Annotated in this window: 19 protein-coding genes; 5 read left to right on the forward strand and 14 right to left on the reverse strand. The window is 66.0% G+C overall.

Annotation, left to right across the window (positions count from 1 at the left end):
- The 9 genes from FFS18_RS16715 to rimP all read right to left on the reverse strand — a co-directional run.
- A partial coding sequence (locus FFS18_RS16715) for an outer membrane protein (RefSeq protein ID WP_137871704.1) occupies nt 1-699 on the reverse strand: 699 nt, incomplete at its 3' end.
- Nucleotides 700-829: 130 nt separating this feature from the next.
- Nucleotides 830-1,282, reverse strand: a complete 453-nt coding sequence (locus FFS18_RS16720) for a DUF2793 domain-containing protein (RefSeq protein WP_137871705.1) — start codon at nt 1,280-1,282, stop codon at nt 830-832.
- An 11-nt stretch (nt 1,283-1,293) separates the two neighbouring features.
- Nucleotides 1,294-2,988, reverse strand: a complete 1,695-nt coding sequence (locus tag FFS18_RS16725; RefSeq protein WP_249340441.1) for a phage tail protein — start codon at nt 2,986-2,988, stop codon at nt 1,294-1,296.
- Between the two features lie 367 nt (nt 2,989-3,355).
- On the reverse strand, nt 3,356-3,766 hold the full coding sequence (rbfA, locus tag FFS18_RS16735) for a 30S ribosome-binding factor RbfA (RefSeq protein WP_137871706.1): 411 nt from the start codon (nt 3,764-3,766) through the stop codon (nt 3,356-3,358).
- Nucleotides 3,763-4,320: a DUF1697 domain-containing protein gene (locus tag FFS18_RS16740; RefSeq protein WP_120217231.1), complete on the reverse strand. Its 558-nt coding sequence runs from the start codon at nt 4,318-4,320 to the stop codon at nt 3,763-3,765. Before FFS18_RS16740 ends, rbfA begins: the two co-directional genes overlap by 4 nt.
- Nucleotides 4,321-4,356: 36 nt before the next feature.
- Nucleotides 4,357-6,879, reverse strand: a complete 2,523-nt coding sequence (gene infB, locus FFS18_RS16745; protein WP_137871707.1) for a translation initiation factor IF-2 — start codon at nt 6,877-6,879, stop codon at nt 4,357-4,359.
- A gap of 17 nt (nt 6,880-6,896) precedes the next feature.
- A complete protein-coding gene (locus tag FFS18_RS16750; protein WP_249340442.1) occupies nt 6,897-7,667 on the reverse strand; it encodes a DUF448 domain-containing protein in 771 nt (256 codons plus the stop codon).
- Nucleotides 7,648-9,258 carry a transcription termination factor NusA gene (gene nusA, locus FFS18_RS16755; RefSeq protein WP_137871708.1) on the reverse strand — a complete coding sequence of 537 codons (1,611 nt, stop codon included), beginning with the start codon at nt 9,256-9,258 and terminating at the stop codon, nt 7,648-7,650. Before nusA ends, FFS18_RS16750 begins: the two co-directional genes overlap by 20 nt.
- Nucleotides 9,258-9,803, reverse strand: coding sequence for a ribosome maturation protein RimP (gene rimP, locus FFS18_RS16760; RefSeq protein ID WP_137871709.1), 546 nt, complete (start codon nt 9,801-9,803; stop codon nt 9,258-9,260). The genes nusA and rimP overlap by 1 nt, the downstream gene beginning before the upstream one ends.
- A gap of 137 nt (nt 9,804-9,940) precedes the next feature.
- Between rimP and FFS18_RS16765 the strand changes: the two genes are divergently transcribed.
- Complete coding sequence (locus FFS18_RS16765) at nt 9,941-10,525, forward strand: hypothetical protein (RefSeq protein ID WP_137871710.1); 585 nt, start codon at nt 9,941-9,943, stop codon at nt 10,523-10,525.
- Nucleotides 10,526-10,591: 66 nt separating this feature from the next.
- Here FFS18_RS16765 and FFS18_RS16770 read toward each other — a convergent pair whose 3' ends face one another.
- The gene (locus tag FFS18_RS16770; protein ID WP_137871711.1) at nt 10,592-11,125 is read right to left on the reverse strand and encodes a hypothetical protein; all 534 of its coding nucleotides are present in this window, start codon (nt 11,123-11,125) and stop codon (nt 10,592-10,594) included.
- A 404-nt stretch (nt 11,126-11,529) separates the two neighbouring features.
- On the opposite strand from FFS18_RS16770, the gene FFS18_RS16775 reads away from it, so the two are divergent.
- Together FFS18_RS16775 and FFS18_RS16780 are read left to right on the forward strand one after the other, a co-directional pair.
- Complete coding sequence (locus FFS18_RS16775; RefSeq protein ID WP_120217235.1) at nt 11,530-11,736, forward strand: cold-shock protein; 207 nt, start codon at nt 11,530-11,532, stop codon at nt 11,734-11,736.
- A 92-nt stretch (nt 11,737-11,828) separates the two neighbouring features.
- The gene (locus FFS18_RS16780) at nt 11,829-12,032 is read left to right on the forward strand and encodes a hypothetical protein (protein WP_137871712.1); all 204 of its coding nucleotides are present in this window, start codon (nt 11,829-11,831) and stop codon (nt 12,030-12,032) included.
- Here the strand turns inward: FFS18_RS16780 and FFS18_RS16785 are convergent.
- Nucleotides 12,029-12,535: a hypothetical protein gene (locus tag FFS18_RS16785; protein ID WP_137871713.1), complete on the reverse strand. Its 507-nt coding sequence runs from the start codon at nt 12,533-12,535 to the stop codon at nt 12,029-12,031. The genes FFS18_RS16780 and FFS18_RS16785 overlap by 4 nt on opposite strands.
- A 185-nt stretch (nt 12,536-12,720) precedes the next feature.
- Between FFS18_RS16785 and FFS18_RS16790 the strand changes: the two genes are divergently transcribed.
- Complete coding sequence (locus tag FFS18_RS16790) at nt 12,721-13,869, forward strand: cell wall hydrolase (protein ID WP_249340443.1); 1,149 nt, start codon at nt 12,721-12,723, stop codon at nt 13,867-13,869.
- Between the two features lie 42 nt (nt 13,870-13,911).
- Nucleotides 13,912-14,298, forward strand: a complete 387-nt coding sequence (locus tag FFS18_RS16795; RefSeq protein WP_137871714.1) for a VOC family protein — start codon at nt 13,912-13,914, stop codon at nt 14,296-14,298.
- A 210-nt stretch (nt 14,299-14,508) separates the two neighbouring features.
- On the opposite strand, the gene FFS18_RS16800 is transcribed toward FFS18_RS16795, so the two are convergent.
- The 3 genes from FFS18_RS16800 to FFS18_RS16810 all read right to left on the reverse strand — a co-directional run bounded on the left by FFS18_RS16800 (nt 14,509) and on the right by FFS18_RS16810 (nt 17,971).
- Entirely contained in the window at nt 14,509-16,221 is a 1,713-nt protein-coding gene (locus tag FFS18_RS16800) for an ATP-binding protein (RefSeq protein ID WP_171005351.1), read from the reverse strand.
- 71 nt (nt 16,222-16,292) lie between these two features.
- Nucleotides 16,293-17,066, reverse strand: a complete 774-nt coding sequence (locus FFS18_RS16805; RefSeq protein WP_120217239.1) for a TIGR02186 family protein — start codon at nt 17,064-17,066, stop codon at nt 16,293-16,295.
- Nucleotides 17,063-17,971 carry a sulfite exporter TauE/SafE family protein gene (locus FFS18_RS16810; protein WP_120217240.1) on the reverse strand — a complete coding sequence of 303 codons (909 nt, stop codon included), beginning with the start codon at nt 17,969-17,971 and terminating at the stop codon, nt 17,063-17,065. Before FFS18_RS16810 ends, FFS18_RS16805 begins: the two co-directional genes overlap by 4 nt.
- Nucleotides 17,972-18,251: the final 280 nt, after the last annotated feature.

Below are 18,251 nucleotides of genomic sequence, written 5' to 3' on the forward strand. Positions count from 1 at the left end.
CGGTGCCACAACCGGCTCCGGTGCACCACCGAAGTTGTAGGTCAGCGTCCCCAGGATCGAGTGCGAGCGGAAACGCGTCGAAACGTCGCGGCCACGCTGATCGACCAGGTCGAGATTGTCGACGTTGAAGAAGCGATACTTCAGGCCGACGTCCCAGTTGCTGCTGATCGGCGCGCGAACGCCAGCAATCGCCTGCCAGGCAAAGCCGGTGTCCGAATCGTCGAGGAACGCGCCAGCGAACACGGGTTCGACCGACACGCGGGCCACACCGGCGCCACCGCCGACAAAGCCCTGCAGGCCGTCGTCGTCACCGAAGTCGAGCATACCGTTGACCATGAAGCTCAGCGCATTGGTGTCGCCGTTCAGATCGGTGTTGCCGACATACAGGGGGCCTGCGCCCGAAACGGTCTGCGGGATACCGGGGGCGCCAAAGCGGCCCGACTTGATGTCGGCTTCGCGATAACCAACTTCGACTTCAGCGCGGAAACCGCCGAAATCATAACCCACGACACCTTCGAAATCATACCCCTTGCGGTGGTCGATAGCGGCGGCATTCGCGGCAGTGCCGATGTCGAGATCGAGATCTTCGACGATCATCACGCCGGCGCCCACGCCAACATACCAAGAGTCGTCGCGCGCCAAAGCAGGCGACGCCAGGGCAGTGGAGGCTAACGCCACAGCTACGGCAAGCTTCCTCATAGTAATTCCCCTTTCAATTTGAGATATACGTCTCGGCAGACGTCCTACTCGTCGCTTTGGTTCCGTGCAAGTGAACAAATCGTCAATCTGTTGCCAAAAAGTCGCACTTTCAAAGCCAGCGAGAGGAAATTCAGCCTGAAATCAGAAGACCCTGCGCCGCAAGGTGCAGGATCAGCGCACTCAGGGTGCTACGCGCTTCGCCATCGATTGTCGAGCCGCCAGACGGGGCGGCGATGGTCGGGGGTACCACCCATGCGTCCCCGTCGAATCGAAGCCGCGCGCCGTCGGTCAGCCGCACCACCGCCATCCCGGCGCGCGGCGGGGCAAATCGCCAGCCGCCGCCGCTCCAGATCGCGACCGCATCGACCTGCTCTTCCCAGCCGTCGGTCGGCGCCGCGCCGACCAGCCAGCATTGCCCCGGCTCGGGGTCGGCGGGCGGATCGTTCAGCGGTCCAGCCTCGATCGCGGCGTGAACCAGCGCGTCGACCAGCGTCAGCGCCTCGTTATGCGTGATCTCTTTCTGCGCTTGCGCCACGCCCAGCAACGGCAGGGCAAAGCGCGGCGTCATCGGCAATTCGCTCATGATTTCTTCCTCTATGTCACCGGCAACAACATGGGCGACGACGGCGCGAAGTCGCCAACCTGGCAGATCGCGGCGCTCGTTCCCGGCGGCAAAACGGCGATGATGTCCGCGCCGATATGCAGATCGGGCGTCGCGCGCTCCCATGGTCCGATCCCGGCCACCGGCGGCGACAAGCTGATGCGCCACGCCTCCCGCCCCTCCCCGACCGGCAGATCGACATGGTCGCGCCAGCCGGTGTCGACGCGGCTGCGCCGCCGCCAGCCAAGCAACACGCCCCCCGTGCCGTCGGGCGTTATCCGCCCGTGCATTGGCGCCAGCGGTACCAGCGCGGCACCCGCGGCGGCGATCGCCACCTCGGTCATCGCCGTCCCCCCGCGCGATGCCCACTGCAACCGCGCAGCACCGCTTTCGGCGACATGCGCCAGCGCCTCGGGCAGCAGCATCGGTGCGCTGTCGTCAAGCAGCACGAACGGCGTCGCGGCCGCATGAACCGCCGCGCAGCGGGTTCCCGCCCGCCCGCGGAGCAGCCGCGACAACCGCCAGACACCCGCCCCCACGGGTTCAGCCGTCCCGAATTGCAGCATTTCCGTGCCCAGCATCGCCCGGTTGGCGCCGCCCAACAGTGCGGCGTCGTCGACCGATTCCAATGTCATCGACGGATTGACCAGCGTCACCAGCGCCGCATGCACGCGATCGATCAGATATTCGCTGCCCGGCGCCAGCGGCTCGGCCAGATGTCCCAGCGCCGCTGCCGGCCGCACCGTGCCGATCGCGACCGGTTCGGCATCGGCCGCAGCGACGAACCAGCAATCGGCGCCGCGCCAGCCATCGTTGCTCCCCGCCGCAGCGATCAGGATCCGCGCCGCCGCGGCGCCCGGACTCCCCAAATTGGGCAGGTCGAACAGCATCACGGTTCCGGTTGCATCGGGCCAGTCGGGTGGACGCACCGGCGTCCCCGGCGCGGCGGGAAGCGCGGCAACCGGCACAGGCTGGTATCGCTTGAGCTGGAGGCCGATCTCGTTTGCCCTCACATTCCGCCCCGCCAGCCGCCACACGCTGCCATCAGCGAGCTCGACGGTCCGTCCGACGGGCAGCGCCAGCGCCGCCAGATCGCCGTGCCAGACCAACGTCTCGCGCCCGTCGGCCGCCGCCGCGGCCAGCCGCTGCGCCAGCGCCCGCGCCGACGATGCCGGGAGCACCGCGGGCAGGTCGATCCGCTCCTCGCGTACCCCACCGCCCGCCACCGCGCTGCCCTGCTGGCCCAGCTGGTAATCGCGCTCGGGCTCATAATGGCGCAGCCGGATCGACCCCGGCAACGCCGCCAGCGGCGCGCGTTGCCGCTCGATCGCATCGCGTTCCACCTCGCCGCGCCGCGCCTCGCGAAAGCCGGCCAAAGCCAGCGGCGCCCCGGCCCGCGTCGTCGGGACCAGCCGCCAACCGTCCGCACCGCTCGCGAGCCGCACGCCGTCGACCTCGAACAGCGGCGCCAGCGCATCGCGCGCCCGGTCGCCCGACGCCGCATAGCCGACAAACGGCCACCCGGCAATTTCGCCCCGCGCACCGCCGCCCGGTGCGCCGCCAGCAACGCCAGCCCCAGCCGATATTTCTGCGCCCGCGATTTCAGCGTCGCCTCCTTCACATTGCCGCTCGGTGCGACCAGCGCCTCCGACAGCAATTCGGCCTCCAGCCGCGCAAAGCCTTCGCACAGCGCCTCGTGCCAGCGCGCCGCAAACCCTTCATTGCGTCGCCGCTCACGGTACATTGCGTTGCTCGTTACCCCCGCGGCGCGCGCCGACGCCGCAACATTCGACGACTCCGCCAGCGCTTCCAGAAACTGCGTCATCTGCGCCGCCCCCGGCCGCGCGCTGCGCGCATCGCGGGTCGCCGCCTTGCCGATCTGCGCCATCGATCATCCTTTCCCAAACGCCAGTCGGGCCGGAACAGCCTCCCGCCAAACGGAAGGCCACCGGCCCGACTCGCAATTCTTCATGATGTGACACTTGTGCCATATCAGCGTGACGATGTCAAGTGAAATAACCTATATGGTTATCTCGTCACGCGATATGCGCGGCGCTATTCGCCCTCGTCGCCCGCCCGATCGCCCCCCAGGTCGCGCGCCACCTTCGGATCGCGCAGCAATTTTTCGATGTGGCTCGCCTCGTCGAAACTTTCGTCGGCCAGGAATTTCAGCTTTGCGGCATATTTCATCGCCATCCGTTCGGCGACGCTCTTTTGCAGCCAGGCGGTGTTGGTGCGCAGCGCTTTCAGCACCGCTTCCTCGTCCTTGCCCAGCAAGGATTTGACGAACACGGTCGCGTGGCGCAGGTCGGGCGACATGCGCACTTCGGTGATGCTCACCGGCTGGCGCGCCAGCACATCGTCATGGACATCGCCGCGCGCGATGATTTCGGACAAGATGTGGCGCACCTGCTCGCCGACGCGCAGCACGCGAACCGATGGCCCCTTGGTCTCTGCCGCCTTCATGCCGCACCCTTCTCCAATTCGTCCAGCTTCGCGACGATCCGCGCGATCGACCGCATGTTGCGCGCGGTGCCCTTATGCTCCAGTCGCCGTTCGATCATCCGCGCGGTCAATTTGCTGTCGCCGGCACCATCGCCATAATCGATATACAGAGCCCGGTCGCCCGGCGCGATCCGTTCGTTCGGGCGGATCCACTTGTCGGCGGCCAGCGCGGCGAATTGCGCCGGTGTCGGCTGACCATCCAGGAACATCGTGTGGACGAATTTGTCCTCATTGGTTCCCGCGAACGGATTGTCGGTGATCGCCGCGGCCAGCTCGTCGCGGCTGCGCACCAGCGCCGCGCAACGCATGTCGAACCGGTCGGCGACCATCAGCGTCAGCTTTTCCTCCAGCCCGCGCGTCGGCCGCGCGGGGTATTGGAAAATGACATTGCCGCTTGCCACCACCGTCTCGACGTCCGAAAACCCCTCGGCCTCGAACGCCGAACGCAGGTCGGCCATCGTCAGCCGGTTGCCCCCGACATTGATGCTGCCGAACAGGGCGACGTAACGCGGCATAGCTGCGCCTCCTGATCCGCGCGCGGCGGACGCCCGTTACAGCGTCCGGTCGCGCATTTCGACTTCGAAGACTTCCAGATTGTCGCCCGCCTTGATGTCGTTGGTGTCCGACAGCACGACACCGCATTCGAGGCCCGCGCGCACTTCGGCGACGTCGTCCTTGAACCGGCGCAGCGACGCAATGGTGGTCGCCGACACGATGACGTCGTCGCGGGTAAGCCGCGCGTGCAGCCCCTTGCGGATGACGCCTTCCAGCACCAGCAGACCCGCCGCCTTGTCGCGCTTGCCGGCCGGGAACACATCCTTGACCTCGGCGCGGCCGACGACGGTCTCGATCCGTTCCGGACCCAGCTCGCCCGCCATTTCCTTGCGGATTTCGTCGGTCAGGTGATAGATCACATCATGGTACATGAAGCGCACATTTTCGCGCTTCGCGATGTCGCGCGCCTTGGCGTTCGGACGGACGTTGAACCCGATGATCGGTGCCTTGGTCGCCGCCGCCAGCGTTACATCGCTCTCGGTGATCGCGCCCGCACCCGACTGGAGTACGCGGACGCGGATCTCGTCGGTCGACAGGCGGTTCAGCGCATTGACGATCGCTTCGACCGACCCCTGCACGTCGCCCTTGATGATGACGGGGTATTGGATGACGTTGGTCTTGTCGGCCAGCGCTTCGAACATGCCCTCCAGGCTGACCGGCGCCTGCACGGTGCGCTTGCGCGTTGCCTGTTCCTGGCGATAGGCCGCGACTTCGCGGGCGCGCGCTTCATTCTCCACGACGGTCAGCGTATCGCCCGCCATCGGCACGCCACCCAGACCCAGCACTTCGACCGGCATCGACGGGGTCGCCAGCTTGATCTGCTTGCCCTGATCGTCGATCAGCGCGCGGACGCGGCCGCTTTCGGCGCCGCAGACAAAGATGTCGCCGACCTTCAAGGTACCACGACGGACCAGGATCGTCGCCACCGGGCCGCGGCCCTTGTCCAGCTTCGCCTCGACCACCGTGCCTTCGGCGGCGCGGTCGGGGTTGGCTTTCAGCTCCATGATTTCGGCCTGCAACGCGATCGCGTCGAGCAGCTTGTCGAGCCCGGTTTTCTTCAGCGCCGACACTTCGACATTCTGGACGTCGCCGCCCATTTCCTCGACCACCAGCTCATGTTCGAGCAGGCGTTCGCGCACGCGCTGCGGATTGGCGCCTTCCTTGTCGACCTTGTTGATCGCGACGATGATCGGCACACCTGCCGCCTTGGCATGGCTGATTGCCTCGATCGACTGCGGCTTCAAACCATCGTCGGCGGCGACCACCAGGATGACGATGTCGGTGACGTTCGCCCCGCGCTGGCGCATCTCGGTAAAGGCTTCGTGGCCCGGGGTGTCGAGGAAGGTCACCAGTGACCCGTCGGGGGTCTTCACCTGATAGGCGCCGATGTGCTGGGTGATGCCGCCGGCCTCGCCCGCCTGCACATTCGCGCCGCGCAGCGCATCGAGCAGGCTGGTCTTGCCGTGATCGACATGACCCATGATCGTCACCACCGGGGCGCGCGGCTTCAGATGTTCGGCATCATCGACATCTTCGTCATGCCGGATGTCGATATCGCCTTCGCTGACGCGAATGATCTGATGCCCGAATTCGACCACCAGCAATTCGGCGGTGTCCTGATCGATCAGGTCGCCGCTCGCCGACGGCACGCCCATCTTGAACAGCGCCTTGATCAGGTCGTTGGTCTTTTCGGCCATGCGGTTCGCCAGTTCGGTGACCGTGATGCTTTCGGGCACGGTGACTTCGCGGACCTGCTTCTCGCGCGGACCCGACGCTGCGGTGTGCGAACGCTTTTCCTTTTCGCGGGCGCGCTTTAACGCCGCCAGGCTACGCGCACGCGCGCCTTCGTCTTCGTTCAGCGCGCGCGTGACGGTCAGCTTTCCCGACTGGCGGCGCGCGTCGGCACCGCGGCTGGCCTTGGGCTCGGGACGCTTGGGCTCGGGGCGCTTTGGCGCCTCGACCGGGGTAAAGCGGCGCGGGGCCGGGGCGGCGCTGGTCGTCGCGCGCGGCGCGGCGGCTTCCGCCTGCGGTGCCTCGGCTGCGGGGGCTTCGACGACCGGCTCGGCGGCGGGCGTCGGCGCGGGTTCGTCCGCCTTGGCGGCCGCACGCTCGGCGCGCTGCTTCTCTTCCTCGGCGGCGCGGGCCCGCGCGGCCTCTTCGCGGCGGCGATTTTCCTCCAGCGACGACATGCGCGCTTCTTCGGCCTCGCGCAGCAATTGCGCCTGGCGCTCCTGCCGCGACATCAGGCTGTCATTCTCGCTCGCGCGCGGCGCGGCGGGCTTCGGTGCCGGGGCAGGCGCCGGGGTCGGCGCGGGCGCCGGGGCGGCCGCAACCTCTTCGACCACCGGCTCGGGCGCGGCCTCGCCGGGACGACCGAGCACGCGGCGGCGCTTCACCTCGACCACCACCGTGTTGCGGCGGCCATGGCTGAACTGTTGCTGCACCTGCCCGGCTTCGACGGTCCGCTTCAGCCCCAGCGGCTTGCGGGTCAGCGTCGGTTTGTCCTGTTCGTCACTCATCGAAACTCATCATTCCTTCAAAACGCGTCCGAAGCGGCGGAGCCTGTCGGCGCCGTCCCGTTTTTTTGCTCGCCAGAAACTGGCGCGACATGCGGGTCGGAATCGCGGTTGGCCGCGTCCCTACTCCATCCGGTGAAAAACTGCCAGCGGCTCAAATGCGCCAGCACCCGGTCCGCGGCGCGGGCGTCGGTTAGCGCCAGATGCACCGCATTCTCGCGCCCCAATGCCATAGATAGGGTGCCGCGGTCCACCGGCAAGACCAGGCCTTCGCGCCCCGAACCTTCGGCATCCTCGCCGACACGCCACGCCTGCGCCAGTTTCTTGCGCCCGTCCTCGCCGGCATCGCTGGCGTGGAGGAGCAGGCGGACCTGCCCCTTGCGCGCCGCGGTCTCGATCTTTTCATTGCCGCTGAGCAAGGTACCCGCGCGCGATTCCAGCCCCAGCCGGTCGAGCGTCGCGCGCGCCAGCTGCGTCTCGATCCGCGCCCCCAGATCGTCGGGGATGGTGAAATTGCCGTCGTGCAGCGCGCGCGCCAGCCCACCTTTCAGCTTGCCCTTCGCCTGTGCGGCCTCCAGCGTCGCCCGGTCGACGCCGATCCACGCGCCGCGCCCCGGCGCCTTGCCATGGACATCGGGCGCGATGCTGCCGTCGGGGCCAAGCGCCAGGCGCACGAGCTGCTCCGCCGACGAAACCTCGCCGGTTACGACGCAGCGCCGCTCGGGCACATGGCTACCGCGCCCCTTTGCGCGGTCGGTTTCGGTCAGCTGATCATTGCGCGGGGTCCGCATCGGCGGCCTCCCCGGTTGCCGGTTCGTCGTCGAACCAGTGCGCACGCGCCGCCATGATGATCTCGTTGCCCTGCTCTTCCGACAGGCCATATTCGCCCAGCACGCCGCCCTTGTCCTCGGCGCGCTCGCTGCGCGGCGGGCCGCGGCGGTTGTCGGTGCGCTTCTTCGCGATCAGCTCGTCGGTGGCGAGGTCGGCCAGATCGTCGAGCGTCTTGATCCCCGCCTTGCCCAGCACGACCAGCATCGCTTCGGTCAGGTGCGGAATCTCGGCCAGATCGTCCTCGACGCCCAGCGCGCGGCGTTCGGCGCGCGATGCTTCCTCGCGGCGTTCCAGGCCTTCGAGCGCGCGGCTCTGCAGTTCCTGCGCCAGTTCGTCGTCGAACCCTTCGATCCCGGCGAGTTCCTCGATGCCGACATAGGCGACTTCTTCGAGTTCGGTGAAGCCCTCGGCGACCAGCAGCTGCGCCAGCGTTTCGTCGACGTCCAGCTCTTCCTGGAACATCGTCGAACGCTCGACGAATTCGCGCTGGCGCTTCTCGCTCGCGTCGGCCTCGGTCATGATGTCGATCTGGCTGCCGGTCAGCTGGCTTGCCAGACGGACATTCTGGCCGCGGCGGCCGATGGCCAGGCTCAGCTGGTCGTCGGGAACGACGACTTCAATGCGGCTGTCATCTTCGTCGATGACGACGCGCTGGACCGTTGCGGGCTGCAGCGCGTTGACGACGAAGGTCGCCGTGTCTTCCGACCAGGGGATGATGTCGATCTTTTCGCCCTGCATTTCCTGCACGACCGCCTGAACGCGGCTGCCCTTCATGCCGACGCAGGCGCCGACGGGGTCGATCGAACCGTCATAGCTGATGACGCCGATCTTCGCGCGCGAACCCGGGTCGCGGGCGGCGGCCTTGATCTCGATGATCCCGTCGTAAATTTCGGGGACTTCCTGCGCGAACAGCTTCTTCATGAAATCGGGGTGCGCGCGCGACAGGAAAATCTGCGGCCCACGCATTTCGCTGCGCACCGACAGGATCAGCGCGCGGACGCGGTCGCCGACGCGCATCAATTCGCGCGGGATCTGCTGGTCGCGGCGGATCACGCCTTCGGCGCGGCCGAGGTTGACGACGATGTGGCCGAATTCGACCGACTTCACGACCCCGGTGATCAGCTCGCCGGCGCGATCCTTGAATTCTTCATACTGGCGCGCCCGGTCGGCTTCGCGGACCTTCTGGAAAATCACCTGCTTCGCCGATTGCGCGTCGATGCGGCCAAGGTCGACCGCCGGCAGCGGGTCGACGATGAAGTCACCGATCTTGGCGTCCTTCTGCAACTTCTGCGCCGCAGCCAGATCGACCTGCTTGAAATAATCCTCGACCGCCTCGACGACCTCGACGACGCGCCACAGGCGCAGGTCGCCGGTCTGCGCATCGAGTTTCGCACGAATGTCGTTCTCGGCACCGTAACGGGCGCGCGCGGCGCGCTGGATGGCTTCCTCGATCGCCTCGATGACGATGCCCTTGTCGATCATCTTCTCGCTGGCGACGCTGTTGGCAATCGCGAGCAGCTCTGCCTTGTTGGCGGAAATGGCAGTGGCCATCAGTCCTGTCCTTCTTCATCCAGTTCGTCGGCGCCTTCGGCTGAAAGCGGGACGGTTGCGGCAATCAATTTGTCGGTCAGCACCAGCTTCGCCGTGTCGATCGCATCGAACGGCAGCTTGTGCTCCACCCCTTCCTTATCCAAAATCGTGACGGTATCGCCGTCGATGCCGACCAGCTCGCCGTTGAAGCGCTGGCGCCCGTCGCGCTTCTCTTTCAGCGACACCTTCGCCTCATGCCCCGCCCAGTCGGCGAAGTCGGCGCGGCGGGTCAGCGGCCGGTCGATGCCCGGCGACGACACTTCCAGCCGATACGCCTGCTCGATCGGGTCCTTGCCCGCTTCCTCTAGCGCATCGAGCCGGTCCGAGATGCGGCGCGACAGGTCGGCACAATCGTCGATCGTCAGCTGGCGCGTCTCGGGGCGTTCGGCCATCACCTGCAACGTCGGATCGCTCTCACCCCCGAAAAAGGCAACGCGCACGAGCGCGAGGCCCATCGCTTCGGCTTCGGGTGCAATGATCGCATTCAGGACGTCGAGGTCGGCCAAGTCTGTCTTTCCGTTTCGGATGACCGGAAAGCATGTGGGTACAGCCGCCGCGGCCCGCGGCCCCGACGTCCCAACTGGCTAACCATGTCAAGAAGTGCGCTGCATATAGGCCTGGCGGCGTGAGTCGGCAAGGGGGAATGCAGATCGCGGTACGATGCAAACGCACATCCGCTTTGTTAACCGATTTGCGTTTAGGAACCGGCATGCCCCAAGACAGGCTTGCCCCGATCATCTCGATCTGCGCCGCTGCGTCGCTCGCGACATCCTGTACGTCGCTTCCCGCTCCGCCCAGCAATCTGGCCGCCGACTGGCATGCAATGACCGATGAATATGGCTATGTTGCCAGCATCGGCTACTTCACCCCCGCCCAGATGAAAGATTCGAACTGGGAATTTGCGCGCATGCAATCGGCTGCCGGTTCGCTGTGCACGGGATATCGGTACGCCGCCCGCCGCGACGTGCAGTGGTTCGAGACGCAGCGTGGGTCAGGTCGCCGGTGCGCACGCGTTGTCTATACTTTTCGCTGCACGGCGGCAGCGGACATCGGCAAGGCCATTCCCGCCGATGCACTCGAAGCCACCCGTGCGCATATTATGGCCGAACCAGTCAGCGGGCCGCTCGAAAATGATTGCGGCGAAAAGGACGCGGACAAAATTCACCGCCCCAGGCAGAAACCTGCCGTGCGCGCGCCGCAATCTCCGGTCGGCACCCAACAGCAATAGTCCGGCGCCGATTGGCCGATCGGATCGTTCGCGTCGAGGTTCCCGCGATACTCCGCACCGTCGCTCTCACCTTGCCGAACGCCGCGCCCGCCGCCGGATGAACAGCGCGACCAATATGCCCAGCAGGCTGATCAGGAACGCCGTCGACTTTATGGGCTGCGCTGCGGCGGCGATTTCTGCCAGCCCGTCGTGACCGGCAAAGCGCAGCGCCTGGATGAACTGGCAGATGGTCTCGATATAGTCGCCGACGAAAACGACGATCGCCGCCGCCATGATCATCCAGCCCAGCCGCCGCAGCACCGGCGCGCCAGCGGCCCGGAACATGCGCCCGCCGCAATAGGCGCCGAACGAATAGACCGCGATATAGACGAGATCCAATGTGATCGCCCACCGCGCGAGATCCATCACCCCCGCCGCCTGCCATGCCGCCTGGATGGCATCGACCCGGGCCGCGCTACCAGCCGACTGATGATCCCTGATTCCCCACGGCGACACGTCGTTCACGAACCAGTTATTCATCACGACCATGACGGCAAGGATGAGCAATCCGCCCAGCCAGAAACGCCAGAATTTTCGCTCGAGCGTGCGTTCGTCGTTCATACTGCCCCCCACATTGATGCCGAACAAATTCGCAGCACTACGGCGCCCAAATCCGGCGAGCCGCAACCGCTTCATGACGCGCGCGCAGGATTTTGGAAGCAACCGGTACAACTTCAGGCTGGCGGGAAGGAGCTGCGGGCCTTGGGGCGACCGGCGCCCCCCCCTTGCCGAAATATCATCTCCCATGGAAAAATTGTTCGCTCATATTGTGCGATGCACAGCCGTTAAATGCTCATGTTTTGCGTAAAAACTTGACTTTTCGTCAAAATACCGGTGATGTAATCGGGCTAACGTCGCCTGCGACGGAAATTTGATGCCTCAGGCTGATACTTCCCTTCACGCGCTACCAGCTCCTCCGGTGCTTTTACCGGTCGATTCCCTGTTTTCGTGAAAGGAAACACCCCATGCCCATCGGCACCGTAAAATTCTTCAACACCGACAAAGGCTATGGCTTCATCGCCAATGAGGACGGCTCGGGCGACAGCTTCGTCCACATCACCGCCGTCGAGCGCGCCGGCATGTCGACGCTGAACAAGGAACAGCGCGTTTCTTACGAGCTGGAAACCGACCAGCGCGGCAAGACCTCGGCTGTCAATCTTCAGCCTGCGTGAATGACCTCCGGCCTGGCGTCCTTGGGGCGCCGGGCCGGACCATTCGCTGACTATTCTGCATCCAGCTCGCCTGACCACCTAGGAATTACCCAATGGACATGAACGAGCTATTTTACCATCACCAGATGGCGCTCATCGCCCGCGACGCGCCGCTCGGTCGCGGCGCCAGCGCCCGTCACGCGAGCTTCGATCTGCCCGGCCATTATGCCCAGCGCATCGATGCGTATCGCGCCAAACGCGGCATGCGCCAGTATTTCACGGCCGCCACTTACTCCGTGACGCCCAGGATCGGCTAGTCGACCCGCTCGACCTCGATGTGCGGCCATCGTGCCGCCAACCGCGCCGCCCAGCGGTCATAGGGCCATGGGATCACCTCCTCGTCGAACCAGAACAGCCGCTCGCCGGCCCGGTCGTACAGGTGCACCGCATCATCGCTGTCCTCCTGCCGCACGATCCGCAATCGGCTGATCTGCGACGGATGGATGCGCCCCTCGTCGCCGCCGCTGCTGCCGATCCGGCCTTTCCACCAGACAAGGTCGCCGGTCGCGGGGTCGATGCGGCTGCCGCGGTTCGGATTGGCAAGCATGTTCAGTCCGGCACCCAGCGCGATCAGCGCCCCGAACCCCTGCGCCAGCGGCACCAGCCAGGGCGCGCATTCGCGGCCATCCTCGCTACAATTGTCGGCGGGATCGATGACCGACGCCGCCCATAGAAACACCGATCCGAAAGCCAGCAGCAACCACATGCGCCAGTCGGTGCGGGCGCTGCGTCGATAGCATGGGATGCCGACGTCGGTCATGCCGCGGCTTTACCCAATTGGCGTCAACAGGTCGCTAATGCTCGCGCTTTGGGCGTTCCGGCTCAAACCCTGCGCCTGCGTCCGTACCGCCGCGGGACATTCCGCACGCACTGCAACATTTTATTGGCGTTTGCGCGTATAAGGCAAATCGACACCCGCTTGCGCGAATCGGCGCGGGCGCGGCGATGGAATTTGATGCGCGCATGAAGCCCGAACTCAACCTTACCGCCCGTTCGACGTGGCGCGACCCGCTCCCCGAAAAACCGGCGGGGCCGGGGCGCGGCTTCTGGGCGGCGATTATCGCGGTCGTGACGGTCGCTTGCCTCGCCTTTCTGTTGTCGAGCGGACAGCTCCGTCCGCCCGCGGTGTTCGGGCCGTACAGCGTCTCGGTGCCGCTCGATTTCCGCGCCTATGACCCCGCGCGCTGGGCGATCATGAATGCCGAGGATTATGAGGCGGCGCTCAAGATCGACCCGACGCTGCCCGATCCGTCGAGCATCGGCTATGGCGACGCCGCCGCGCTGCCGCCGACCGATCCCGCGCTGCTGCGCGATGAAGCGTTTGCCGGGCCGCCCGCCAAGCCCTATGTCTTTCGCGGGCTGACCGCGCTCGACCGCGAGCGCGCGCATTATTGCCTGACCGCCGCCATTTATTACGAGGCCGCGTCGGAAACCGACGACGGGATGCGCGGCGTCGCCCAGACGGTCATCAACCGCGTCCGCCACCCGAGCTTCCCCAACACCGTCTGCGGTGTCGTCTTCCAAGGCTCGCAGCGCGCCGGGGTGTGCCAGTTCACCTTCAGCTGCGACGGCGCGATGGCGCGGACGCCCAGCAAACCCAATTGGCTGCGCGCCAGCCGCATCGCCTCGGCGGCGCTCGGCGGGTACGTGTTCCCGAAAGTCGGCCTCGCCACCCATTATCACACGCAGGCGATCTGGCCGCGCTGGGGCAAAAGCCTGGTGATGACCAATATCGTCGGCGCGCATATCTTTCACCGCTGGCGTGGCCGCTGGGGGATGCCCGACGCGTTCCGCGCGCCCTATCCGGGCCGCGAACCCGTCCCCGGCCCCTATCTGCCGCTCGCGCAGCAACTCGCGATCCTGAAGGGTCAGGGCATCGCCCCCGGCGCCGGTCCGGCGCCGATGCTGGCCGGCCCCGCCGCACCGCTGCCCGATGTCGCCGCCGCACCGCTGCCCGGAACGCTGGCACCCGCCGCACCCACCGCGCCGCCGCCGGTCGCCACCCCCGCAACGCCGACCTACGCCGATCCGCGACTCAACCAGTCGGGGCAGATCCGCGAAGAATTTCGTGGCAGCGGGGAGTGGAAACGCTGATCCAATCGGCCTAGCCTCCCGGCAGACAGCAAGGAGGCGGATATGGGACATGTCAAAGGCATTGGCGGGCTGTTTTTCCGGGCGCGCGACCCCGACGCACTGAACGCGTGGTACAAGGAACGGCTGGGGATCGGCGGCGGCTGCAGCGCCGACGACAGCGTGCCGGTCAACGAATGGGTATGGAACGTCACCGCCGGACCGCTGGTGTTCAGCGCGTTCAAGGGCGACACCGATTATTTCGCCGCCGACAAACAGCATATGCTGAACCTGCGCGTCGACGATCTCGACGCGGTGCTCGTGCCGTTTCGCGACGCGGGCGAAGAGATTATCACCAAGCCCGAATGGGACGACCCCGCCGTCGGCCGCTTCGCGCGCGTCCATGATCCCGAGGGCAATCCGATCGAACTGTGGGAACCGCCGCAAAGCTAGGTCTGTCCCGGTCAGGCTGGATCATATCACCGTAGCCCTTAGCCTGTCGAACGGCGCTTCTCGCCGAGAGGCGCCCTTCGACAGGCTCAGGGCTACGGTTCCAGTTGAACAGAACGGTCTCTAACTTCGTCATTGCGAGCGCAGCGAAGCAATCCAGGGTAGCGTAAACCGCCCCGGATTGCTTCGCTGCGCTCGCAATGACGCGGTTTGTTACCGCCCCTGGCTGCGCCAGCGCTTGACCACGCGTTCCAGGATTTCAGCCTCGCCGCCGGTTTCGCGCCACAGCTTCGAAAACAGCGGATCGCTCGACGCCGGGCGCTTTTCCTCTTCCAGCGTATCGAGATAGACGCGGATCGGGATCGACACGCCCTCACCGCACACGATGCACTCGCGGTTGCGCAGCGCCGGGATCGAATCGATGAAGCCGCGCGCGCCCTCCGGCATCGCAGCCTTCACGAAATGCTGGTCGCGCTCGTTGTTGAGGCGCATCGAGATGATCGTGCCGCACTGCGACAGCACGCCTTCGGCAAGGTCCGACGGACGCTGGGTGATCAGGCCAAGCGACACGCCATATTTGCGCCCTTCCTTGGCGATCCGCTCGAGGATCTTGCGCACCGCCTGCCCCTGCCCCGTGTCCTTCGACGGGATATAGCGATGCGCTTCCTCGCAGACGAGCAGGACCGGGCGCTGCGGTTCGCCGCGCGACCAGATCGCATAGTCGAAGGTCAGGCGCGAGAGCACCGCGACGACGACGCCGGTGATGTCCGAAGGGACACCCGACACGTCGATGATCGAGATCGGCCGGCCGTCCGACGGCAGGCGGAAGATCTTGCCGAGGAAGCCCGCCATCGTGTCGGCGACGAGCATGCCCGAGAACATGAAATTATAGCGCGGGTCGGCGCGCATTTCCTCGATCTTGCCCTTGATGCGCATGAAGGGCGCGCTCGACGTGGCCTTGTCGAGCTTGCCCATCTCGTTGGTCAGGATGCTCAGCAGGTCGGACAGGAGATAGGGGATCGGCGAATCGACCGTGATCTTGGTCATCCCCTCGGCCAGCCGGTTCTTGGTCCGCGCCTGCAGCAGACAGCGCGACAGCACGTCGCAGTCGGCCTGGCGGTCGCGCCCCTCGGCGGTGATGAACACTTCGCAATGTTCTTCGAAATTCATCAGCCAATAGGGCATGGCCAGATTGTCGACGTCGAACAGCGCGCCGGTGCCCTTGAACGCCGCCGAATATTCGCCGTGCGGATCGATCATCACGATATGGCCCTGCGGCGCGAGTTCGCAAATCTTGTGCAGGATCAGCGCGGCGCTGGTCGATTTACCCGTACCCGTCGACCCCAGCAGCGCAAAATGCTTGCCCAGCATCGCATCGACATACAGCGATCCACGAATATCCTTGGTCGGATAGACGGTGCCGATTTCGACATGCGCGCGTTCGTCGGCCGCATAAATCTGCTTGAGGTCGGCGCTGGTCGCCGCGAAAACCTGGCTGCCCGGGATCGGATAGCGCGTGACGCCGCGACGGAAGTTCGAGATGCGGCCGGTGATCTTTTCCTCTTCGCCTTCGCCCAGAAAGTCGATCGTCGCGACGATCAGCCCTTCGCCGCGCTCGTGCAATTGCTGGTCGCGGATACTGGCGATCAGCCAGATGTTGCCGACGCGGACCTTGACCTGCGCCCCGACCTGGCCCGCCATCGCGACAGCAGCATCGCTCGAGGTCGACAATTTGCCGATCGTCACCGCGTCGAGCAGGATGCGCGAGGCCGAACCCGAAATATCGATCACCTCGCCGATCATCAGCTCGTCGCGATGATGGTTGATCACCGGTGCCACCGACGCCGCGGCGCCACCACCGGCCAGCCGAACATGCTGCGCCGCCGTCGAATCTCCGGCGGGAAATCCGCCACCCTGCATATCCATCAAAATGCCCCGCCTGAAATGGTCCCGACAATCGGTATCGCAGGTCAGGGTAAATATTGGCTAAAGGCAGCTCAGCGGCGGCGAAATATCGCCGACGCGGCATAGCCGAGCAGCAGCGACAGGATCACCGCGGTCAGCCCGTAAAGAAAGCCGTGCCGTTCTGCCGCCAGCGCGACGAAGCGTTCGAACCCGGCCTTGCGGATCTGGACGTCGCGCGATGCGACCGCCAGCACGCGCCCGCGGCTGATCAGAAAGGTTTCGGCGCGATAGGTTCCGACTGGCACCCGCGCGGGCACCGGGATGCGCGCGCGGTACAGCACCCCTTCGGTAATCTCGACCGCCGCCGGATTTTCATAGAACAGCCCGAGGCGGCGATAGAGGTCGGTCAGGCCCGCCTCGAACCGCTCGAGCTTGGTCGCTTCGGAAAATTCGGTCGGCGACATCGACAGATTGGCGAGCCCCAGTTCAAAAATCGCCGCGGTGCGCTCGTCGACCAGCTTGTCGATCGGCCGCGACGATCCGATCGCATAAAAGCCGGGCGAGGTGCGCAGGCGAATGCTGCTCGCATTGACCCAGATGCCCGCCACCCGACGCTTTTCGCGCAGCACGATCGGGCGCACCGGGCCCTTCAGCACCACGACGATGTCGGCGCGGTCGTCGGGCAGGCGCTGGCCGGGATAGAGGATCGCGCCGAACAGCAGCAATTCCTCGCCGGTGAAGCTGTACTGGATGTCGATCGCGCGGCTCGATACGTCGGGGACGAGCCGCGGGTCGGCTGCCTCGGCGGCGCCGACCGGCAGCGACAGCGCCGCCAGCCACAGGATCAAGGCCGCGAAGCGCGTCATTGGACCGAGTAAATTTCGTCGGGGCGGATGAACAACCCGGCCGCCATTTGCAGCGCCACCAGCAGCACGATCGCCGCGAGCGCCAGCCGCAGATATTCCGGGCGCGCCTTTTGCGCGAACCGCGCGCCAAATTGCGCCCCCACGACGCTGCCGAGCAGCAGCAACGCCGCCAGCACGATATCGACCGCGCCCGTGGTCAGCGCGTGGACCATCGTCGTCGCGATCGTCACGAACAGGATCTGGAACAGCGAGGTACCGACCACAACCTGCGTCCCCATTCCAAGCAGATACAGCATCGCGGGGACCATGATGAACCCGCCACCAACCCCGAGCAGCATTGTCAGCACGCCGCCGACCATGCCCAGCAGCAACGGCGCCAGCGGCGAGATGTACAGGCCCGAGCGATAGAAGCGCCACCGCAGCGGCAGGTTGGCGACCATCGGATGGTGGCGCCGCTTGCGCGCCGGAGCGGGCAATCCCGCCTGCGCGGCGCGAAAGCTGCCCCACGCCTCGCGCCCCATGAACGTCCCGACGGTGCCGAGCAGCGCGACGTAGAGGATCGAGATCACCGTATCGATCTGGCCCCAGGCGGTCAGCAGTTCGAACAGGCCGGCGCCGATCAGCGACCCGAGCAGGCCGCCCGCGACCAGCACCGCGCCCATGCGCAGATCGACGCCGTCTCGCTCGAGATGCGCCATCACCCCCGACACGCTCGCCCCGGTCACCTGCGTCGCGGCCGACGCCGCGGCAACCGTCGGCGGAATGCCGTAAAAGATCAGCAGCGGTGTGGTCAGAAACCCGCCGCCGACCCCGAACATGCCCGACAGGAACCCCACCCCGCCGCCCAGCAGCACGATGACCAGCGCATTGACCGACAGATTGGCGACGGGAAGGTAAAGGTCCATGGGCCTCGAAACATGCGTCTGCGGCGAAAAACTGCGCCGAGTCCCACGACCCTAGACCATTTTTACAGAACGGGGAATCGGCTGGACGGCTATTTTTGCGGCGGTTCAGAAGTCGCTCGCGAGCGTCAGCGCGACGCCGCTTTCGGGTGCCGCATCGCCCGCAACGCGCTGGCGCCAATCGAGCGCGATCCGGCTGCCTTCGCCGACGTGCGGCAGGCGTAGCGTCAATCGCGGCCCAACATCGACGCGCCCCGCCCCCGGTTGGACCGCCCCCGCCGCC

This window comes from Sphingopyxis sp. 2PD (assembly GCF_005503695.1).
Lineage (GTDB): Bacteria > Pseudomonadota > Alphaproteobacteria > Sphingomonadales > Sphingomonadaceae > Sphingopyxis.

Coding starts and splice junctions, on each gene's coding strand:
- FFS18_RS16720 (WP_137871705.1), bottom strand. CDS start 1,282: ATGAGCGAATTGCCGATGACGCCGCGCTTTGCCCTGCCGTTGCTGGGC.
- rbfA (WP_137871706.1), bottom strand. CDS start 3,766: ATGAAGGCGGCAGAGACCAAGGGGCCATCGGTTCGCGTGCTGCGCGTC.
- FFS18_RS16740 (WP_120217231.1), bottom strand. CDS start 4,320: ATGCCGCGTTACGTCGCCCTGTTCGGCAGCATCAATGTCGGGGGCAAC.
- infB (WP_137871707.1), bottom strand. CDS start 6,879: ATGAGTGACGAACAGGACAAACCGACGCTGACCCGCAAGCCGCTGGGG.
- FFS18_RS16750 (WP_249340442.1), bottom strand. CDS start 7,667: ATGCGGACCCCGCGCAATGATCAGCTGACCGAAACCGACCGCGCAAAG.
- nusA (WP_137871708.1), bottom strand. CDS start 9,258: ATGGCCACTGCCATTTCCGCCAACAAGGCAGAGCTGCTCGCGATTGCC.
- FFS18_RS16765 (WP_137871710.1), top strand. CDS start 9,941: ATGCAGATCGCGGTACGATGCAAACGCACATCCGCTTTGTTAACCGAT.
- FFS18_RS16770 (WP_137871711.1), bottom strand. CDS start 11,125: ATGAACGACGAACGCACGCTCGAGCGAAAATTCTGGCGTTTCTGGCTG.
- FFS18_RS16775 (WP_120217235.1), top strand. CDS start 11,530: ATGCCCATCGGCACCGTAAAATTCTTCAACACCGACAAAGGCTATGGC.
- FFS18_RS16780 (WP_137871712.1), top strand. CDS start 11,829: ATGGACATGAACGAGCTATTTTACCATCACCAGATGGCGCTCATCGCC.
- FFS18_RS16785 (WP_137871713.1), bottom strand. CDS start 12,535: ATGACCGACGTCGGCATCCCATGCTATCGACGCAGCGCCCGCACCGAC.
- FFS18_RS16790 (WP_249340443.1), top strand. CDS start 12,721: ATGGAATTTGATGCGCGCATGAAGCCCGAACTCAACCTTACCGCCCGT.
- FFS18_RS16795 (WP_137871714.1), top strand. CDS start 13,912: ATGGGACATGTCAAAGGCATTGGCGGGCTGTTTTTCCGGGCGCGCGAC.
- FFS18_RS16800 (WP_171005351.1), bottom strand. CDS start 16,221: ATGGATATGCAGGGTGGCGGATTTCCCGCCGGAGATTCGACGGCGGCG.
- FFS18_RS16805 (WP_120217239.1), bottom strand. CDS start 17,066: ATGACGCGCTTCGCGGCCTTGATCCTGTGGCTGGCGGCGCTGTCGCTG.
- FFS18_RS16810 (WP_120217240.1), bottom strand. CDS start 17,971: ATGGACCTTTACCTTCCCGTCGCCAATCTGTCGGTCAATGCGCTGGTC.